This window comes from Phycicoccus sp. HDW14 (assembly GCF_011383005.1).
GTDB lineage: Bacteria > Actinomycetota > Actinomycetes > Actinomycetales > Dermatophilaceae > Phycicoccus.
In genome coordinates this window covers 3,005,685-3,021,284 of the sequence record NZ_CP049935.1, presented here as the reverse complement: position 1 = coordinate 3,021,284, position 15,600 = coordinate 3,005,685, and the positions used below count along the sequence as shown (strand labels likewise).

The window sequence follows — 15,600 nt, the reverse complement described above, 5'->3', positions numbered from 1 at the left end:
GCCCGTGTTCACCCTGACCGTCTCCGACCACACGATGGTCGCCCACAGCCTCCCCGACCCGTTCTTCGGGCCGGCCCAGCGGGTGCACGGTGCGACCTACGCCGTGGACGCCTCGCTGATCGCCGACGACCTCGACGAGCACGGCGTGGTCGCCGACATCGGGGCACTGGCCCGCGCCCTGCGGGCGGTGCTCGGCGACCTCGACCACCGCAACCTCGACGACGACCCCGCGTTCGCCGGCGTGCTGACGACCACCGAGGTGCTGGCCCGCACCGTGGCCGACCGGCTGGCGGGGCGCATCCGGGCCGGTGCGCTCGGGTCGTCGACGGAGCACCTGCGCGAGCTCGACGTCACGCTCCGGGAGTCGCCGGTGGCGGCCGCGGGGTACCGGCGGACGCTCGGGGTCGGTCCGTGACCGCGATGTCGGCTGCCGTCCACCTCGTCGTGCCCGCCGAGGTCGACGACCCCGGCGAGCCGAGCGGGGGCAACGTCTACGACCTCGAGCTCGCGCACGCCCTGGCGCGGGCGGGGCACGAGGTGCACCGGCACCGGGTGGCCGCTCGGGGCCGTTCCGCCGGAGAGCAGGCCGAGGACCTCGCGGCCCTGCTCACCGCCCGGGCCGACGGCGAGGTCGTCGTCGTCGACGGGCTGCTCCTCGCCGACGCCGCAGGGGTCCTCGAGCGCGAGCACGACCGGCTGGCCGTCGTCCCGCTACTGCACCTCCCGACCTCGGTCGTCGACGACTCCCCGGAGGTCCTCGCCCGGGAGCGCCGGCTGCTCCGGGCCGCGGCCGGGGTCGTCACGACGAGCGAGTGGTCGCGACGGTGGCTCGAGCGGGTGCACCCGGGACTGGCGGTGGACGCCGCCCCACCGGCTGTCCGCACGGCGCCGGCCACCGCGCCCGGTGACGGCACGCGGCTCACCTGCGTCGCGGCGGTCGTCCCCGCGAAGGGCCAGGACGTCCTCGTGGCCGCCCTCGCGACGCTCACCGACCTCCCGTGGACCTGCCGGGTCGTCGGACCGCTGGGGCGCGACGCCGCGTTCGTCGCCGGCGTGCGGGAGGCGTTGCGGGAGAACGGCCTCGACGGGCGGGTGCGCCTCGCCGGGGCCCTCGACCGGACCGGGGTCGCCGCCGCCCTCGCGGCCACCGACCTCCTCGTCCTGCCGACGAGGCACGAGGTGTACGGGATGGCCCTCACGGAGGCGCTGGCCCGGGCCGTGCCGGTCGTGGCGAGCACGGTCGGCGGCGTGCCCGAGGCGGTCGGCCGGACCCCCGACGGCCGGGTGCCCGGAGCCCTCGTCCCGCCCGGCGACCCCGATGCCCTCGCCGCAACCCTCCGCGACTGGCTGACCGATGCCGGTCTGCGCGATCGGCTGCGCGCCGCCGCGGCCGTGCGGCGCGAGCACCTCGACGGCTGGGACGCCACGGCCCGGGCCGTCGCCGACGCCCTGGCCTCGGCCCGGGTGAACCGCGAGGCCCCCACCGCCGTGGTGTCCGGGTAGGACGACGAAAGGGCTGCGACGGTGGTGCTGCCTCCCGCGCTCGCGCGCACGCTCCGGCCCGCCCTGGCCGTGGGCGTGCTCGTCCTCGTCGTGTCCCGGGTCGGCACCGGCCCCTTCCGGGAGGCGCTGACCCACTCGACCGTCTCCGCCGTGGTCGTCGCGCTCGTCGTCGAGTCCGCCGTCACCGCCTGCTGCGCCCGGCGCTGGACGGTCGTCGCGCGGGCCCTCGACCTGCCGCTGGAACCGCGGACCGCGCTCGCGGCCTGCTTCCGCTCCCAGCTGCTCGACGTCACGCTGCCCGGCGGGGTGCTGGGCGACGTCGACCGCGCGTGGCGCCACGGCGAGGCCCTCGGCGCGCGTGGTCCGGCGGCCCGGGCCGTCCTGTGGGAGAGGTCGATCGGGTTCGCCGCGCTCGTCGCCGTCTCGGCCGCCGTCGTGCTGGTCGTCCCGGGTGCCCTGCCGGGGTCCGTCCGGGGGTGGACCGCGGTGTCGGTCGTGGCCCTCCTCGTCATCGGCACGCTGACGGCCGTGCTGCTCCGCCGTCGGACGGGACGAGGGGCGGGCGTGCTCGTCGAGGAGGCCCGCGCGCTGCGGCGGTCGGGTGCCCTCGTCACGGCCGGAGCCCTGTCGGTCCTCGCCGTCGCCGGCCACCTGCTGGTCCTGGCCACCGCCCTGGCCGCCGTCGCCGTCGACACCCCGCCGGCCACCGCGCTGCCCCTCCTCGCCGCCGTGCTCCTCGCCTCGACCGTGCCGGCCAACCTCGCGGGCTGGGGTCCACGCGAGGGTGCGGCCGCCGTGGTGTTCGGGGCGGCCGGCCTCGGGCGGGCACCGGGGTCACCGTGGCGACCACCTACGGCGTGCTGACCTTCGTCGCCGCGCTGCCCGGCCTCGTGGTGCTCGTGCGTCGGCCGGCGCCGGTGCGCGAGGAGGCGGTGACGTGAGCGGCCGCCCGTACGTCGTCCTCAGCGCCTGCGTGTCCCTCGACGGCTACCTCGACTCGGCCGGTGGCCCGCGGCTCGTGCTGTCCGGACCCGAGGACCTGGACCGCGTCGACGAGGTCCGCGCCCGCAGCGACGCCGTGCTCGTCGGCGCCGGCACGGTCCGCGCCGACCGACCCCGGCTCCTCGTCCGCAGTGCGCAGCGACGCGCGGCGCGCACGGCGGCGGGGCGGCCGGAGGCCCCGCTCAAGGTCACGGTCACCACCTCGGGCGACCTCGACCCCACCTCGCCCTTCTTCACGACCGGTGGTGAGAAGGTCGTCGTCTGCGCCACCGGCGCCCTGGCCCGGGCGCGCCGTCGCCTCGGCGGCCTGGGCACCCTCGTCGACGGCGGCGCCGAACCCACGATGGAGGGGGTCGCCCGGGCCCTCGACGAGCGCGGCGTCGCGCGCCTGCTCGTCGAGGGCGGCCGGGCGGTGCACACCCAGTTCCTGCTCGGGGGCCTCGCCGACGAGCTGCACCTCGCCATCGCCCCGGTCTTCGTGGGCGACTGCGCCGCACCGCGGTTCACCGACGACGGTTCCTTCCCGTGGCAGGGCGCCCACCGCGCCCGGCTGCTCGACGCGCGCCCGGTCGGCGACATCGTCCTCGCCCGCTACGCCCTGTCGGACCGCTGTGAGCAGCAGGAGGTGGTGTCGTGACGACCCAGGTGCCCCGGGCCCACGTCCGCGCGGAGGTGGCCCTGCCGCTCGCGCTCGACGACGGCTCGACGACGGTGGCCCGGATGGTGTCCTTCCACGGGCTCGTCGACGGCCGCGAGCACGTCGCCCTCGGGCTCGGTCCCGCGGGGTCGCACCCGCCGCTCGTCCGCCTGCACAGCGAGTGCCTCACCGGTGACGCCTTCGGCAGCCGGCGCTGCGACTGCGGGCCCCAGCTCGCCGAGTCCCTCCTGCGCATCACGGCGGAGGGTGGGTGGCTGCTCTACCTGCGCCAGGAGGGCCGGGGCATCGGGCTCTACAACAAGCTCGACGCCTACGTGCTGCAGGACCTCGGGCTCGACACCTACGACGCGAACACCGCGCTCGGGCACGGGGCCGACGAGCGCGACTACACCGTCGCGGTCCAGATGCTCGACGCCCTCGGCGTGCGCTCGCTCGCGCTGCTGGGCAACAACCCGGACAAGGCCGACCAGCTCGTGGCGGCCGGTGTCGAGGTGGTCCGGCGCGTGCCGACCGGGGTGCACCTCACCGAGGACAACGCGCGCTACCTCGCCGCCAAGGCCGGCCGGGGCGCGCACGCCCTCGCCCTCCCGGTCCTGGAGACCTGAGGCCGCGATGGGGCGGCACCCGCTTGGGTGCCGCCCCTCCGCCGTGCTGCGTCGCTCAGGCGCTGTGCTGCAGGGCCTTGACCTCGTCGCGCGCGGCCACGACGTCCGCGTGCTGCTGCTGGACGACGGCCCGGAAGCCGTCGCTCAGGTCGTCCTCCTCCAGGGCCTTCTCGTACTCGGAGACGGCGTGGTCCTCGCCGGTCGCGGCCGCCCCGAGCACCCCCGAGGCGTCGTCGCCGGTCAGGGCGTCCTTGAGGGCGATCCAGCCCCGGTGCAGGGCCGCGGTGGCCGTGCCGGACTCGTCGACGTCGTCGCCGTAGTCGTGCCCCAGCGCGACGATGTCGCGGGCGAAGCCGGCGCGCTGCTCGGAGAGGCGCTGGAAGACGGCGGCCGCGTCGGAGCGCTCGCCGTCCTGCAGCTTCTCCGCGGCGGAGGCGAAGCCCTTGCGGCCGTCCTTCAGCGTCTCCACGAGCTCCTTGGCGACCTTCTCGTCTGCGGACATGGTGGTGTTCTCCTTCGGTGGGGATCATCGGTCGACCACCCCTACCCACTTCCCCCTCCATCCGACACGTCGCTCCCTCTGGCCGCGTGGGGCGCGGTGGTGTAGGCAGGGGTCAGGGCGCGGCTCCCCGCGTTCGCCGGACGAGGAGGACCCATGGCCACGCTCGACACCACCCAGCTGCTCGCCGCCCTCGAGCCCGTCGTCGAGGAGAACCTCAACCGGCACATCGGCGTCGCGCAGGAGTGGATGCCGCACGAGTACGTGCCGTGGTCGCTCGGGCGCGACTTCAAGGAGCTCGGCGGCGAGCCCTGGTCGGTCGACCAGAGCCAGCTGTCACCGATCGCGCGCACCGCGCTCGAGGTCAACCTCCTCACCGAGGACAACCTCCCGAGCTACCACCGCGAGATCGACCGGGCCTTCGGCCGCGAGAGCGCCTGGGGCGAGTGGGTCAACCGCTGGACCGCCGAGGAGGGCCGGCACGCCTTCTGCATCCGCGACTACCTCCTCGTGACGCGTGGCGTCGACCCCGACGAGCTCGAGCGGGCCCGGATGGACACGATGACGACCGGCTACGACTCCGGCGACAAGTCGCTGCTCAGCGTCTGCGCGTACGTGACGTTCCAGGAGCTGGCCACGCGGGTGTCGCACCGCAACACGGGGCGCTACGCCGACGAGCCGATCGCGGAGAAGCTCCTGACCCGGGTGGCCAAGGACGAGAACCTCCACATGATCTTCTACCGCAACCTCATCCAGGCCGCCCTCGAGCTGTCGCCGAACCAGACGATGCGGGCGATCACCGACGAGGTCAAGGAGTTCCAGATGCCCGGGTCGATCATCCCGGGCTTCGGTCGTAAGGCCGTGCAGATGGCGATGGCCGGCATCTACGACCTGCGGATCCACCACGACGACATCGTCGCGCCGATCCTGCGGCAGTGGGGCATCTGGGACCTCGAGGGGCTCGACGCCGACGGCGAGCAGGCGCGCGACGAGCTGGCCACGGCCGTCGGGGCGCTGGACGCCGAGGCGACCCGGTTCGTCGAGAAGCGCGAGGCACGCGCCGCCAAGCTCGCCGCCCGGCAGAACGCCTGAGCACCGCCGCGCTGCTGCTGCGACGATGGGCCGGTGATCGGCGACCGCTGGGGCGTGACCGATGCCGAGGTGGCGCTGCGCTTCGGGTGTGACGCGCTGCTCGAGGCGCCGGTGCTGTCGGCCTGGCGCGGGGTGACCGTGGCCGCACCGCCGGAGCGGGTGTGGCCGTGGGTGGGGCAGATCCGGGTGGCGCCGTACTCCTACGACTGGGTCGACAACCTCGGACGCCGTTCTCCCCGGACGCTGCTCGGCCTCGACCCACCGCAGGTCGGCGAGCCGTTCACCCGCACGGCCGGCCGTCCGGTGGGCGAGGTCCTCGCCGTCGACCCCGGGCGCGAGCTGACCGGACGCATCCTCGGGGCGCTGATGTCCTACCGGCTCGAGCCCCACGGTGACTCGACCCGCCTGCTGCTCAAGGTCGTCATGGGGCGCGGGCGGGTGCTCGCCCCCCTTGTGTCGGTCGGCGACCTCGTCATGGCCCGCCGCCAGCTGCTGACCTTCAAGGAGCTCGCCGAGCGCGGCTGACGCCGACGTCCTCCGTCCCCATCGGTCCCGATCCGTCCCCATCGGTCCGGAGAGGTCCGACGGGGCTCCCGCCCGCCTACCCTGAGGTCCCCCCAGGACAGAGAGGTCCACCATGAGCGAGCTGCACGTCGTCGCCACCATCCCCGCCGCCCCGAGCACGTCGACGCCATCCGCGCCGCGCTCGAGACGCTCGTCGACGCGACCCGGCAGGAGGACGGCTGCCTCGCCTACGACCTGTACGAGTCCGCCTCCGCGCCAGGGGTCTTCGTCACGGTCGAGCGCTGGACCGACCAGGCCGCACTCGACGCCCACATGGGGACGCCGCACATCGCCGCCGCGATGGCCGCCGCCGACGGAGCGCTCGCGGGGGACATCGCCATCCACCCGCTCGTCCCCGTGGTCGAGGGCTGAGCACCCGCCGGACGCCGGCGCCCCTCAGTTGAGCGGCCGGGTGCCCTCGGGCAGCCCGTGGCCCTCGTGGACGCCCTCGACGAGCTGCTGCAGCGCGGTGAGCGCCACCCGCTGCGACCACGGCCCGTACGACACCCGGGCGACCCCCAGCGCCTCGAGGTCGGCCAGCGGGAGCGTGCCCGGGACGCCGATGAGCGTCAGCCGCTGGGGCCCGAAGGCCTCGACGAGCGCCTCGACGTGGGAGCGCTCCGACGCGCGCGGGACGAAGACCATCGGCGCGCCCGCCTCGAGGTAGGCCCGGCCCCGCTCGACGGCGACCTCGAGGCACTCCTCGGGCGAGCGCCCCTCGTCCCGGACGAAGGCGTCGGTGCGCGCGTTGAGGCAGAAGTCGGGCACGCCGGCGTCGCGGGCGGCCTCCATCACGGCCTCGACGGCGCGCACCGAGTCGGCGAGCGGGCGCATCCCGTCCTCGATGTTGGCGCCGACCACGCCGAGGTCGATGGCCCGGCGGACCGTGCCGCCCGGGTCGCCGTAGCCGGACTCGAGGTCGGCGGTGACGGGCAGGTCGGTGGCCCGCACGATCCGCCCGACGGCGGCGAGCATCTCGTCGACGGGGATGTTCTCGCCGTCCTCGTAGCCGGCGGAGGCCGCGATGGAGTGCGAGGCCGTGGCCAGCGCGGTGGTGCCCGGCACGTCGGCGACGACGCGGGCGCTCACGACGTCCCAGACGTTGACGACGGTGAGCAGCTCGGGGGCGCGGTGCAGCGCGAGGAGCCCGGAGGCGAGGGTGGCGGTGTCCTGGGTCATCCGGTCATCGTCACCCGGGCCGCCTCCCACGACAACCCCCTGACCTGCGACGTCCGACGCGGCGGGAAGACGGCGCTCATCGCCGGTGTTGCCCCGGAGTCAGTGCGGACACCACGTGAGGAGCAGACATGAAGGCCATCTGGAACGGCGTCGTCGTCGCCGAGAGCGACGACACGGTCGTCGTCGAGGGCAACCACTACTTCCCCGCGGACTCGGTCCGCGAGGACCTGCTCCGCCCGTCCGACACCCACACGGTGTGCCCGTGGAAGGGAACGGCGAGCTACAACGGCATCGAGGTCGACGGTCAGGTCAACGCCGACGCCGCCTGGTACTACCCGGAGCCCAAGGACGCCGCCCGCGAGATCACCGGGCGCTACGCCTTCTGGAAGGGCGTCGAGGTCACCGCCTGACGCCTCCGCGCCCGGTCAGTCCGGCAGCAGCGAGATCTTCTGCCAGATCTTGCTCGACATCTCCGTGGTCAACCGCTCGACGGTCGCGACGGTGGCCAGCACCACGTCGTCGCGCGACTCCTCGGCGCACAGCGCGGCGGTCTTGCCGACGAGGCTGAGCAGCTCGGAGCAGTAGTCGAGGTAGTGCTCCATCGCCGCGCGCCCGAGGCCGGGGTCGACCGACTGCGCGGTGCTCTCGTAGCCCTCGCGCAGCCGCTCGGGGTCCTTGGTCAGCTGGTGCATGTCGATGATGTGCGCCAGCGACCGGAGGCGGTGCAGCAGCCCCAGCAGCCGCCCGCGCTCGAGCCGCGAGGGCAGGGCGACGAGGAACCAGACGGCGATGGCCGTGAAGACGAGGTCGTTGACGGCGCTCTCGATGAGCGGCAGCCACTCGAAGCCGCGGTCCGGGCCCCCGGACACCGCGTCCCGCAGCGCGACCCAGAGCGTGACGACCGCCGCGACCACGACGGCCCCGACGAGCACCCGCGACAGCAGCCGGGTGACCCGCAGTCGGCCGCGGATGGCGCCCGAGCCCTCGGCGACGTCACGGGCCAGCACGGTGAGCTCGGCGGCGACGTCGCTCAGCCCGCGGGTCGCGAACCGGGCGTCGATGCGGCGGTGCAGCCGCTCGACGGTGTCGATGACGGGGCCGGCCTGGAGCCGGTCGAGCGTGCGGCCCGGGGCGCGCTCCGCCCGGGGTGCTCGCGCCGCGTCCATGGGTTCACGCTAGCGCTGTCGAGGGTGCGGCCCCGTGGGGAACGGACCGCGCACGGGGCCACCTAGAGTTGGGGATGGACCTCGACCTCGGGATGCTCGTGCTGCGCCTGGCGCTGGGGCCGATGCTCGTGCTGCACGGCGCGAACAAGGTCTGGGGCGGAGGGGGCCTCACCGGCACGGCGGGCTGGTTCGAGTCGCTCGGGCTGCGACCGGGCCGGCTGCACGCGCGCCTCGCGGCCGGCACCGAGCTGGTCGCCGGCGCGCTCGTCACCCTCGGCCTGCTCACCGGCCTCGCGTCGGCGGCGTTCGTCGGGCTGATGGCGGTCGCCGCGCTCACCGACCACCGGGGCAAGGGCTACTTCGTCTTCAAGGGCGGCTGGGAGTACGTCCTGCTCGTCGCGATGGCCGCCGTCGCGCTGGCCGTCACGGGCCCGGGCGCCTGGTCGCTCGACGAGGTCCTCGGTCTTCCGCTGTCGGGTCCGGTCTGGGGCCTGGTCGCGGCCGTCGGCGGGCTGCTGGCCGCCGGGGGCTGCTCGCCGTGTTCCGCCGACCCGTGCCCGACGAGGCCTGATGCCGGTCCGCGCCGTCGCCGGCCGTACGCCGGCGCCCGAGGAGCTCCTCGCGGCCAAGGGCGGCACGACGGTCACCGTCGTCGTCCCGGCGCGCGACGAGGAGGCCACGGTCGGTGACGTCGTGGCCGGTGTGCGACGGGCCTGGGTCGAGGAGGTGCCGCTCGTCGACGAGCTCGTCGTCATCGACTCCGACTCCACCGACCGCACCGCCGAGGTGGCGCGGGCCGCCGGGGCCACGGTGCACGCCGCCGCGTCGGTGCTGCCGGGGCTGGGCCCGGCCAGGGGCAAGGGCGAGGCGCTCTGGAAGGCCCTGCACGTGAGCACCGGGGACGTGCTCGTCTTCCTCGACGCCGACCTCATCGAGTGGGGTCCGCACTTCGTCACCGGCCTGCTCGGACCGCTGCTCACCGACCCGGACGTCGCGCTCGTCAAGGCCGTGTACGACCGGCCGCTGCTCGACGCCGACGGGCACGAGGCCGAGACCGGCGGGCGGGTCACCGAGCTCGTGGCCCGGCCGCTCCTGGCGCTGCACCGCCCCGACCTCGCGGGCCTCGTGCAGCCCCTCGCAGGGGAGTGGGCCGTGCGACGCTCCGCCTTCGAGCGCTTCTCGGTGCCGGTCGGCTACGGGGTCGAGATCGCCGCGCTCGTCGACACCGCCGACCTGCTCGGCCCGGAGGCCATCGCCCAGGTCGACCTCGGCCGGCGCACGCACCGTCACCACCGCCACGACACCCTCGGGCCGATGGCCGTGCAGGTGCTCGCCGCCGTCGAGGCCCGCCTTCACCGGGGGCCGGTCCGCGCCGGGAGGGTGCCGTCCTCACGCAGTACGACCGCGGGCCGGAGGGGTTCGTGCCCCGACCCCGGCGGGTCGACCTCGCCGAGCGCCCGCCGGCCCTGTCGGTCGAGGGCTACGCCGATCGCGCGGGAGCGCGGCGATGAGCCGGGGCGGTGTGCTGCGCCTCGGGCGCCGGGAGTTCGCGCCGAGCGCCCGGCTCGTGATGGCCATCGTCAACCGCACCCCGGACTCGTTCTACGACAAGGGAGTCAGCTGGGCGGAGGACGCCGCGCTGGAGCGGGTCCGGATGGTCGTCGAGCAGGGCGCCGACCTCGTCGACATCGGCGGCATCAAGGCCGCACCCGGTGCCGAGATCGACGCCGAGGAGGAGAAGCGGCGGGTCGTCGGGTTCGTCGAGCGCGTCCGGTCCGAGCACCCCGACCTCGTCATCAGCGTCGACACCTGGCGCAGCGAGGTCGCGCGGGCCGTCTGCGCGGTCGGTGCCGACCTCATCAACGATGCCTGGGGCGGCGCAGACCCCGAGCTGCCCACCGTCGCAGCCGAGTTCGGCGCCTCACTGGTCTGCACCCACACCGGCGGGGTCACGCCCCGCACCCGACCGCACCGCATCGAGTACGACGACGTCGTCGACGACGTGCGGACCTCGCTGCTGCGCCAGGCCGAACGAGCCGTGGCGATGGGCGTCGAGCGCGAGCGGGTGGTCATCGACCCCGCACACGACTTCGGCAAGAACACCTGGCACTCCCTCGAGGTCACGCGACGGCTCGACGAGCTGACCTCGTTGGGCTGGCCGGTGCTGGTCTCGTTGTCCAACAAGGACTTCGTCGGCGAGTCCCTCGACCTGCCCGTCGGCGAGCGTCTGACGGGGACCCTGGCCGCGACCGCCCTGTGCGCGTGGCACGGGGCGCAGGTCTACCGGGTGCACGAGGTCGTCGAGACCCGGCAGGTGCTCGACCTCGTGTCCGTCGTCGCCGGTGACCTGCCGCCGGCCCGCACCGTCCGGGGGCTCGCGTGAGCCGGTCGGTCGTCGTCGTGCCCAGCGCCCCGTTCCTGCTGCCCGAGTACACCGGGCGCACCGACGCCGCCGCCGACCTGCGCGCTCGGGCGGTGGCCGCTGTCCGCGACGCCGCCGCGGCGGACGGCACGCGCGGGGTCGTCCTCGTCGTCGCCACCGACCGCGAGCAGCGGGGGACTCGTCCGCCCCTGGGGCAGCGGGTGGGTGCGCACCTTGCGGGGCTGGCCGGGGTGTCGGTCGACGCGGTCGTGGCCGTCGCGTGGGACGCACCGACCGCCGACTGCCGGGCGCTCGGCGAGCAGCTCGCGCGCAGCTCCGCCGGCTCCATGCTCGTGGTCGTCGCCGACGGCAGCGCGCGCCGGGGCGAGAAGGCGCCCGGGCACCTCGACGAGCGGGCCTTCGCGGTCGACGACGCGCTGCTGGCGGCGCTGCGGACGGCCGACCCGGACGCGCTGCTCGCCCTCGACCCGCAGCTGTGTGCCGACCTGCTCGTCCACGGCCGGGCGCCGCTGCAGGTCGCGGCCGCGGCGCTTCGGGGCCGTCCCGGGCTCGAGGCGGTTGACGTCCACGCCGAGGACCCGTTCGGCGTCCTCCACGTCGTCGCCACCCTCACCTCCTCCTGAGCCCCCCGCCCCGCCCAGCCCCCCGCATCTCCCGCGAATGTGTGTGAACACGCCGGGAGACCCCGGCGCGTTCACACACATTCGCGAAGAACACCTCTGTATTCATCTTGACGGTTGATCAACCGTATGGTTGAGTTCAGCCATGGACGACGAGCTGGTGGACCGGGGCTTCACGGCCCTGGCGGACCCCGTGCGCCGGGCGATCATCGCCCGGCTCAGCCGCGGGCCGGCCACCGTCAACGAGCTCGCCGAGCCCTTCGCGATCAGCCTCCAGGCGGTCTCGAAGCACATCCAGGTCCTCGAGCACGCGGGCCTGGTCACCAAGGGACGGGAGGCCCAGCGCCGCCCCGTCCACCTGGCGCCGGAGGCCCTCGAGCGGCTCACGGCGTGGATCGACGGCTACCGGCTCGCCCACGAGCAGTCGTTCCGTCGCCTCGACGCGCTGCTCGCCGAGCCGCGTGATGACACCGGAGGAGCAGCACGATGAGCAACGCCCTCAGCCTCGACGTCCCGGCCGGCGTGCCGTGGATCGACTTCACCCGCGACTTCGACGCCCCGGTCTCGGCGGTGTTCGACGCCCACCGCGACCCCGACAAGGTCAAGCGCTGGCTGGGGCCCAGCGGCTACGAGATGGACGTCCCGCACTGGGACTTCTCCGACGGCGGCGGGTACCGGTACGTCCACCGCAACGCGGCCGGTGAGGAGTTCGGCTTCCGCGGGGTCTACCACACCGTGCGCGAGGACGAGCTGATCCTCCAGACCTTCGAGTTCGTCGGGATGCCCGACGAGGTGGCGCTCGAGTTCCTCCACTTCGAGGACCTCGGCGACGGCCGCACCCGCCTGCACGGTCGCAGCATCGGCCGCACCGTCGAGGGGCGCGACGCGATGGTCGAGGCCGGCATGGAGCACGGCATGGTCGAGGGCTACGACAAGCTCGAGGCCCTCCTCGCGGGCGCGGAGGTGCGCTGATGGACTGGACCCTCGAGGTCGTCGTCGTGCCGGTCTCCGACCTGGCCCGCTCGATCGCCTTCTACCGCGACCAGGTCGGCTTCCACCTCGACCACGACACCGAGAACGAGCACATGCACGTCGCCCAGCTGACGCCGCCGGGCTCGGGCTGCTCGGTCGTCATGGGGAGCCTCCCGGCGCAGAACGCGATGGCACCGGGCAGCCTCCACGGGGTGCAGCTCGTCGTGGCGGACGCCGCGGCCGCCCGCGCCGAGCTCGTCGGCCGAGGGGTCGACTGCGACGAGGTGCAGGTCATCGACCCCCGCGACGGCGGCACCTTCTTCGGGTTCCGCGACCCCGACGGCAACTCGTGGGCCGTCCAGGAGATCCGGACCCGCGCCGAGCACCCGCTCCTCGGGCGAGCGGACGGGGCCAGGGACTGGGCCGACCAGGCGTGAGCCGCCCCACCGCGAACGTGTGTGAACCCGCCGGAGGACACCGGCGGGTTCACACACGTTCGCGGGAGGGGCGGGGGTTACCTGTCGTCGGAGGCAGACCGCTCGGCCTCGTCGAGCCGCTGCTGGAGCCGGTCGCGGACCTCGTCCGGCGAGTACGCCCGCCGGGTACGCTCGTCCCGCGCGACGAGCACCCCGGTGGCGACGACCCCGGCCAGCCCGGCCAGGCCGAGCACCTTCCACCTGCGGTTGCGGTCCACGCCGCCACCCTAGCGAGCGGCACCCGGCAGACTGGCCCCATGGCGCGCCCGGCACCCACCACCGTCCCGTTCGACGACGCCGTGGCCGCGGCCCGCACCGGCGACCTGTGGATCTTCCGCGGCGGCACCGTCGCCGACCGGCTCATCCAGACCGCGAGCAACGCGCCGGTCAACCACGTCGGGATGTCCCTCGTGCTCGACGACCTCCCGCCGCTCATGTGGCACGCCGAGCTCGGCCGCTCGATGCGCGACCACTGGACCGGCGACCACCACCGCGGGGTGCAGCTGCACGACCTCGCCGAGGCCGTCAGCACCTGGCAGGTGAGGTACGGCCAGCGCGCCTGGGTGCGCCAGCTCGAGCCCGGCGTCGGGCGCGAGCAGGAGGACGCCGCCCTGCGCACCGTCGCCCGACTCGACGGCGTCTCCTTCCCCTCGACCGTCCGGCTCGGCTGGCGCTGGCTGCGCGGACGTGATGCCCACCTGTCCCGGAAGGCCCTGGCCCGCAAGGGGCTGCGGCCCGAGGACGCCTACTGCGCCGAGGTCGTGGCCGCCACGCTCGAGGACATGGGCGTCCTGCGTCCCGACGTCCCGACCAACTGGTACGACCCCGGCCGCTTCTGGAGCGGCGACTCCCTCCCCCTCGCCGACGGATGGTCCTACGGGCCCGAGGTCGAGGTCGCGCCACCCACGGCCTGACGGCACGCCCCACGACCGGTCGTCGCGGAGGCGGTCACGAAACCCCCGTCGCAGGGGGTCCGGCCCTACGGTTCGGGTCGGGCGCACCGCCGCGCCCGACCCCGACGGAGGAGACACCCCAATGCGACGATCTCGCATGGTCGCCGTGACCGGAGCCGTGGCCCTGGCCGCGAGCGCCCTCACGGCGACGACGGCGACCGCATCCGGCGCCGCGACCACGACCGCCGCCACGACGGCGCGCACGGGCTACGCGGTCCTGGCTGCCGACGGCACCGACGCCCGCGCCCTCGCCCAGCGGCTCACGAAGGCCGGCGCCACCGTGACCTCGGTGAACACCGCCATCGGCCTGGTCTCGGTCGAGTCGACCAAGGGCGGGTTCGCCGCCACCGCCCGCTCGCTGCCCGGTGTCGCCGCGGCCGCCCGCGACGGTGTCGTCGGGCACTCCCCGGACGCCGCCCCGCGCAGGACGCGGTGGCCCGCGAGAACCGGACGACCACCCGCCACGGTGACGACAAGGGTCACGGGCCGAAGGGCCACGGGCCCAAGGGCGCCAAGGCCGACCCCCTCGACTCCTACCTCTGGGGCATGAAGCTGATCGGGGCCGACAAGGCCCACCGGACCGAGCTCGGCGACAAGCGCGTCAAGGTCGGCGTCATGGACACCGGCGTCGACGGCTCGCACCCCGACCTCGCGGCCAACTTCGACCGGAAGCTGTCGCGCAACTTCACCACGGACATGGTCGACATCGACGGTCCCTGCGAGTACGCGGGCTGCGTCGACCCGGCCGACCACGACGACGACGGCCACGGCACGCACGTCGCGGGCACGATCGCCGCGGCGCTCAACGGCATCGGCGTCTCCGGTGTCGCCCCTCACGTCGACCTCGTCAACGTCCGCGCCGGCCAGGACAGCGGCTACTTCTTCCTCACGCCCACCGTCAACGCCCTCACCTACTCCGGTGACGTGGGCATCGACGTCGTCAACATGTCGTTCTACGTCGACCCGTGGGCCTACAACTGCATCGGTGGTGCCCCGGAGGACACCCCGGAGCAGGCCGCCGAGCAGGACCTCATCATCAAGTCGATGACCAAGGCGCTCAACTACGCGCACCAGAAGGGCGTCACGCTCGTCGCGGCCCTCGGCAACGACAACGACAACATCTCGAACCCGCGGAACGACACCTCGAGCCCCGACTACCCCGGCGGCACCGAGCACGAGCGCACCATCGACAACGCGACCTGCTTCGACCTGCCCGTCGAGGGCCCGCACGTCCTCGGCGTCTCGTCGGTCGGTCCGTCGCAGCGCAAGGCCGACTACTCCAACTGGGCCTCCGACCTGCGCTCCGGCGAGCTCGAGGTCGCGGCCCCGGGCGGCTGGTTCCGTGACGGCCTGGGCACCGACACCTACCGCACCAACGGCAACCTCATCCTCTCCACCGCCCCGCTCAACGTCATGCAGGCCGAGGGCCAGGTCGACGCGGCCGGCAACATCACGCCCGCGGGCGAGGCGGCCGGAACGATGAAGGACTGCCGCACGGTCAAGGGCAAGCAGGTCTGCGGGTACTACCAGTACCTCCAGGGCACCTCGATGGCCTCGCCGCACGCCGCCGGCGTCGCCGCGCTGGCCGTCTCCGCGCACGGTCGGTCCGAGCGGCACGGCGGCTTCGGCCTCGCGCCCGACACCGTCCGTCGCCTCGTCATGGGCACCGCCACCGACCACGCCTGCCCGGCGGGTGGGGTGCAGTCCTACACCGACGTGGGCCGCGGCCCGGAGTACACGGCGACCTGCACCGGCACGACGCAGTTCAACTCCTTCTACGGCGCGGGCATCGTCAGCGCCGCCGGAGTCGTGGCGAAGGGCCACCACCACGGCCACGGCCACTGACCGACCCGGCCTCCCGGCCTGCGCCGCCCGTCCCGCTCTCGTGGGGCGGGCGGCGCACCCGTACCGGAGCGCGCGCCGCGGGC

21 protein-coding genes and 2 pseudogenes are annotated in these 15,600 nt (G+C 74.6%); 19 read left to right on the top strand and 4 right to left on the bottom strand.

Annotated elements, in window-relative coordinates:
• Nucleotides 1-4 precede the first annotated feature (4 nt).
• From G7075_RS14875 to ribA, 5 genes are all read left to right on the top strand, one after another.
• Nucleotides 5-415, top strand: coding sequence for a 6-carboxytetrahydropterin synthase (locus G7075_RS14875; protein ID WP_166122986.1), 411 nt, complete (start codon nucleotides 5-7; stop codon nucleotides 413-415).
• 5 nt (nucleotides 416-420) lie between these two features.
• Nucleotides 421-1,503, top strand: coding sequence for a glycosyltransferase family 4 protein (locus G7075_RS14870; RefSeq protein ID WP_166122984.1), 1,083 nt, complete (start codon nucleotides 421-423; stop codon nucleotides 1,501-1,503).
• A 21-nt stretch (nucleotides 1,504-1,524) separates the two neighbouring features.
• The gene (locus tag G7075_RS14865; protein WP_166122982.1) at nucleotides 1,525-2,367 is read left to right on the top strand and encodes a lysylphosphatidylglycerol synthase domain-containing protein; all 843 of its coding nucleotides are present in this window, start codon (nucleotides 1,525-1,527) and stop codon (nucleotides 2,365-2,367) included.
• A gap of 73 nt (nucleotides 2,368-2,440) precedes the next feature.
• Nucleotides 2,441-3,142, top strand: a complete 702-nt coding sequence (locus G7075_RS14860) for a RibD family protein (protein ID WP_166122980.1) — start codon at nucleotides 2,441-2,443, stop codon at nucleotides 3,140-3,142.
• Nucleotides 3,139-3,768 (top strand): GTP cyclohydrolase II, encoded by a 630-nt coding sequence (ribA, locus tag G7075_RS14855; protein WP_166122978.1) that lies wholly within the window; start codon nucleotides 3,139-3,141, stop codon nucleotides 3,766-3,768. Before G7075_RS14860 ends, ribA begins: the two co-directional genes overlap by 4 nt.
• 55 nt (nucleotides 3,769-3,823) lie before the next feature.
• Here ribA and G7075_RS14850 read toward each other — a convergent pair whose 3' ends face one another.
• A complete protein-coding gene (locus tag G7075_RS14850; RefSeq protein WP_166122976.1) occupies nucleotides 3,824-4,270 on the bottom strand; it encodes a PA2169 family four-helix-bundle protein in 447 nt (148 codons plus the stop codon).
• 153 nt (nucleotides 4,271-4,423) lie between these two features.
• Here G7075_RS14850 and G7075_RS14845 point away from each other — a divergent pair, with 153 nt between their 5' ends.
• From G7075_RS14845 to G7075_RS22970, 3 genes and pseudogenes are all read left to right on the top strand, one after another.
• Nucleotides 4,424-5,359, top strand: coding sequence for an acyl-ACP desaturase (locus G7075_RS14845; RefSeq protein ID WP_166122974.1), 936 nt, complete (start codon nucleotides 4,424-4,426; stop codon nucleotides 5,357-5,359).
• A 33-nt stretch (nucleotides 5,360-5,392) separates the two neighbouring features.
• Nucleotides 5,393-5,884 (top strand): polyketide cyclase, encoded by a 492-nt coding sequence (locus G7075_RS14840; RefSeq protein WP_166122972.1) that lies wholly within the window; start codon nucleotides 5,393-5,395, stop codon nucleotides 5,882-5,884.
• A gap of 30 nt (nucleotides 5,885-5,914) precedes the next feature.
• A pseudogene (locus G7075_RS22970) lies at nucleotides 5,915-6,169 on the top strand (putative quinol monooxygenase); the annotation flags it as partial.
• A 150-nt stretch (nucleotides 6,170-6,319) separates the two neighbouring features.
• Here G7075_RS22970 and G7075_RS14830 read toward each other — a convergent pair.
• A complete protein-coding gene (locus tag G7075_RS14830; protein ID WP_166122970.1) occupies nucleotides 6,320-7,102 on the bottom strand; it encodes an isocitrate lyase/phosphoenolpyruvate mutase family protein in 783 nt (260 codons plus the stop codon).
• 128 nt (nucleotides 7,103-7,230) lie between these two features.
• Here G7075_RS14830 and G7075_RS14825 point away from each other — a divergent pair, with 128 nt between their 5' ends.
• Nucleotides 7,231-7,512: a DUF427 domain-containing protein gene (locus tag G7075_RS14825; protein WP_166122968.1), complete on the top strand. Its 282-nt coding sequence runs from the start codon at nucleotides 7,231-7,233 to the stop codon at nucleotides 7,510-7,512.
• Nucleotides 7,513-7,527: 15 nt separating this feature from the next.
• Here the strand turns inward: G7075_RS14825 and G7075_RS14820 are convergent, their stop codons facing one another.
• Nucleotides 7,528-8,268 (bottom strand): hypothetical protein, encoded by a 741-nt coding sequence (locus G7075_RS14820; protein WP_166122966.1) that lies wholly within the window; start codon nucleotides 8,266-8,268, stop codon nucleotides 7,528-7,530.
• 74 nt (nucleotides 8,269-8,342) lie between these two features.
• On the opposite strand from G7075_RS14820, the gene G7075_RS14815 reads away from it, so the two are divergent.
• From G7075_RS14815 to G7075_RS14785, 7 genes and pseudogenes are all read left to right on the top strand, one after another.
• Nucleotides 8,343-8,957 carry a DoxX family protein gene (locus G7075_RS14815; RefSeq protein WP_166122964.1) on the top strand — a complete coding sequence of 205 codons (615 nt, stop codon included), beginning with the start codon at nucleotides 8,343-8,345 and terminating at the stop codon, nucleotides 8,955-8,957.
• Nucleotides 8,839-9,570 (top strand): annotated as a pseudogene (locus G7075_RS14810) (glucosyl-3-phosphoglycerate synthase); the annotation flags it as partial. The gene G7075_RS14815 and the pseudogene G7075_RS14810, both read left to right, overlap by 119 nt.
• 205 nt (nucleotides 9,571-9,775) lie before the next feature.
• On the top strand, nucleotides 9,776-10,651 hold the full coding sequence (gene folP / locus G7075_RS14805) for a dihydropteroate synthase (protein WP_166122962.1): 876 nt from the start codon (nucleotides 9,776-9,778) through the stop codon (nucleotides 10,649-10,651).
• Nucleotides 10,648-11,274 carry a hypothetical protein gene (locus tag G7075_RS14800; protein ID WP_166122960.1) on the top strand — a complete coding sequence of 209 codons (627 nt, stop codon included), beginning with the start codon at nucleotides 10,648-10,650 and terminating at the stop codon, nucleotides 11,272-11,274. Before folP ends, G7075_RS14800 begins: the two co-directional genes overlap by 4 nt.
• A 142-nt stretch (nucleotides 11,275-11,416) precedes the next feature.
• Nucleotides 11,417-11,761 carry a helix-turn-helix transcriptional regulator gene (locus tag G7075_RS14795; protein ID WP_166122958.1) on the top strand — a complete coding sequence of 115 codons (345 nt, stop codon included), beginning with the start codon at nucleotides 11,417-11,419 and terminating at the stop codon, nucleotides 11,759-11,761.
• Nucleotides 11,758-12,243, top strand: a complete 486-nt coding sequence (locus tag G7075_RS14790; RefSeq protein ID WP_166122956.1) for an SRPBCC family protein — start codon at nucleotides 11,758-11,760, stop codon at nucleotides 12,241-12,243. Before G7075_RS14795 ends, G7075_RS14790 begins: the two co-directional genes overlap by 4 nt.
• Nucleotides 12,243-12,680 carry a VOC family protein gene (locus tag G7075_RS14785; protein WP_166122954.1) on the top strand — a complete coding sequence of 146 codons (438 nt, stop codon included), beginning with the start codon at nucleotides 12,243-12,245 and terminating at the stop codon, nucleotides 12,678-12,680. Before G7075_RS14790 ends, G7075_RS14785 begins: the two co-directional genes overlap by 1 nt.
• 77 nt (nucleotides 12,681-12,757) lie before the next feature.
• Here G7075_RS14785 and G7075_RS14780 read toward each other — a convergent pair whose 3' ends face one another.
• Nucleotides 12,758-12,937: a hypothetical protein gene (locus G7075_RS14780; protein ID WP_166122952.1), complete on the bottom strand. Its 180-nt coding sequence runs from the start codon at nucleotides 12,935-12,937 to the stop codon at nucleotides 12,758-12,760.
• 39 nt (nucleotides 12,938-12,976) lie between these two features.
• On the opposite strand from G7075_RS14780, the gene G7075_RS14775 reads away from it, so the two are divergent.
• The 3 genes from G7075_RS14775 to G7075_RS14770 all read left to right on the top strand — a co-directional run bounded on the left by G7075_RS14775 (nucleotide 12,977) and on the right by G7075_RS14770 (nucleotide 15,517).
• Entirely contained in the window at nucleotides 12,977-13,633 is a 657-nt protein-coding gene (locus G7075_RS14775; protein WP_166122950.1) for a hypothetical protein, read from the top strand.
• Between the two features lie 136 nt (nucleotides 13,634-13,769).
• Nucleotides 13,770-14,222 carry a hypothetical protein gene (locus tag G7075_RS21450; protein WP_240917647.1) on the top strand — a complete coding sequence of 151 codons (453 nt, stop codon included), beginning with the start codon at nucleotides 13,770-13,772 and terminating at the stop codon, nucleotides 14,220-14,222.
• Nucleotides 14,105-15,517, top strand: a complete 1,413-nt coding sequence (locus G7075_RS14770; protein ID WP_240917646.1) for a S8 family serine peptidase — start codon at nucleotides 14,105-14,107, stop codon at nucleotides 15,515-15,517. The genes G7075_RS21450 and G7075_RS14770 overlap by 118 nt, the downstream gene beginning before the upstream one ends.
• Nucleotides 15,518-15,600: the final 83 nt, after the last annotated feature.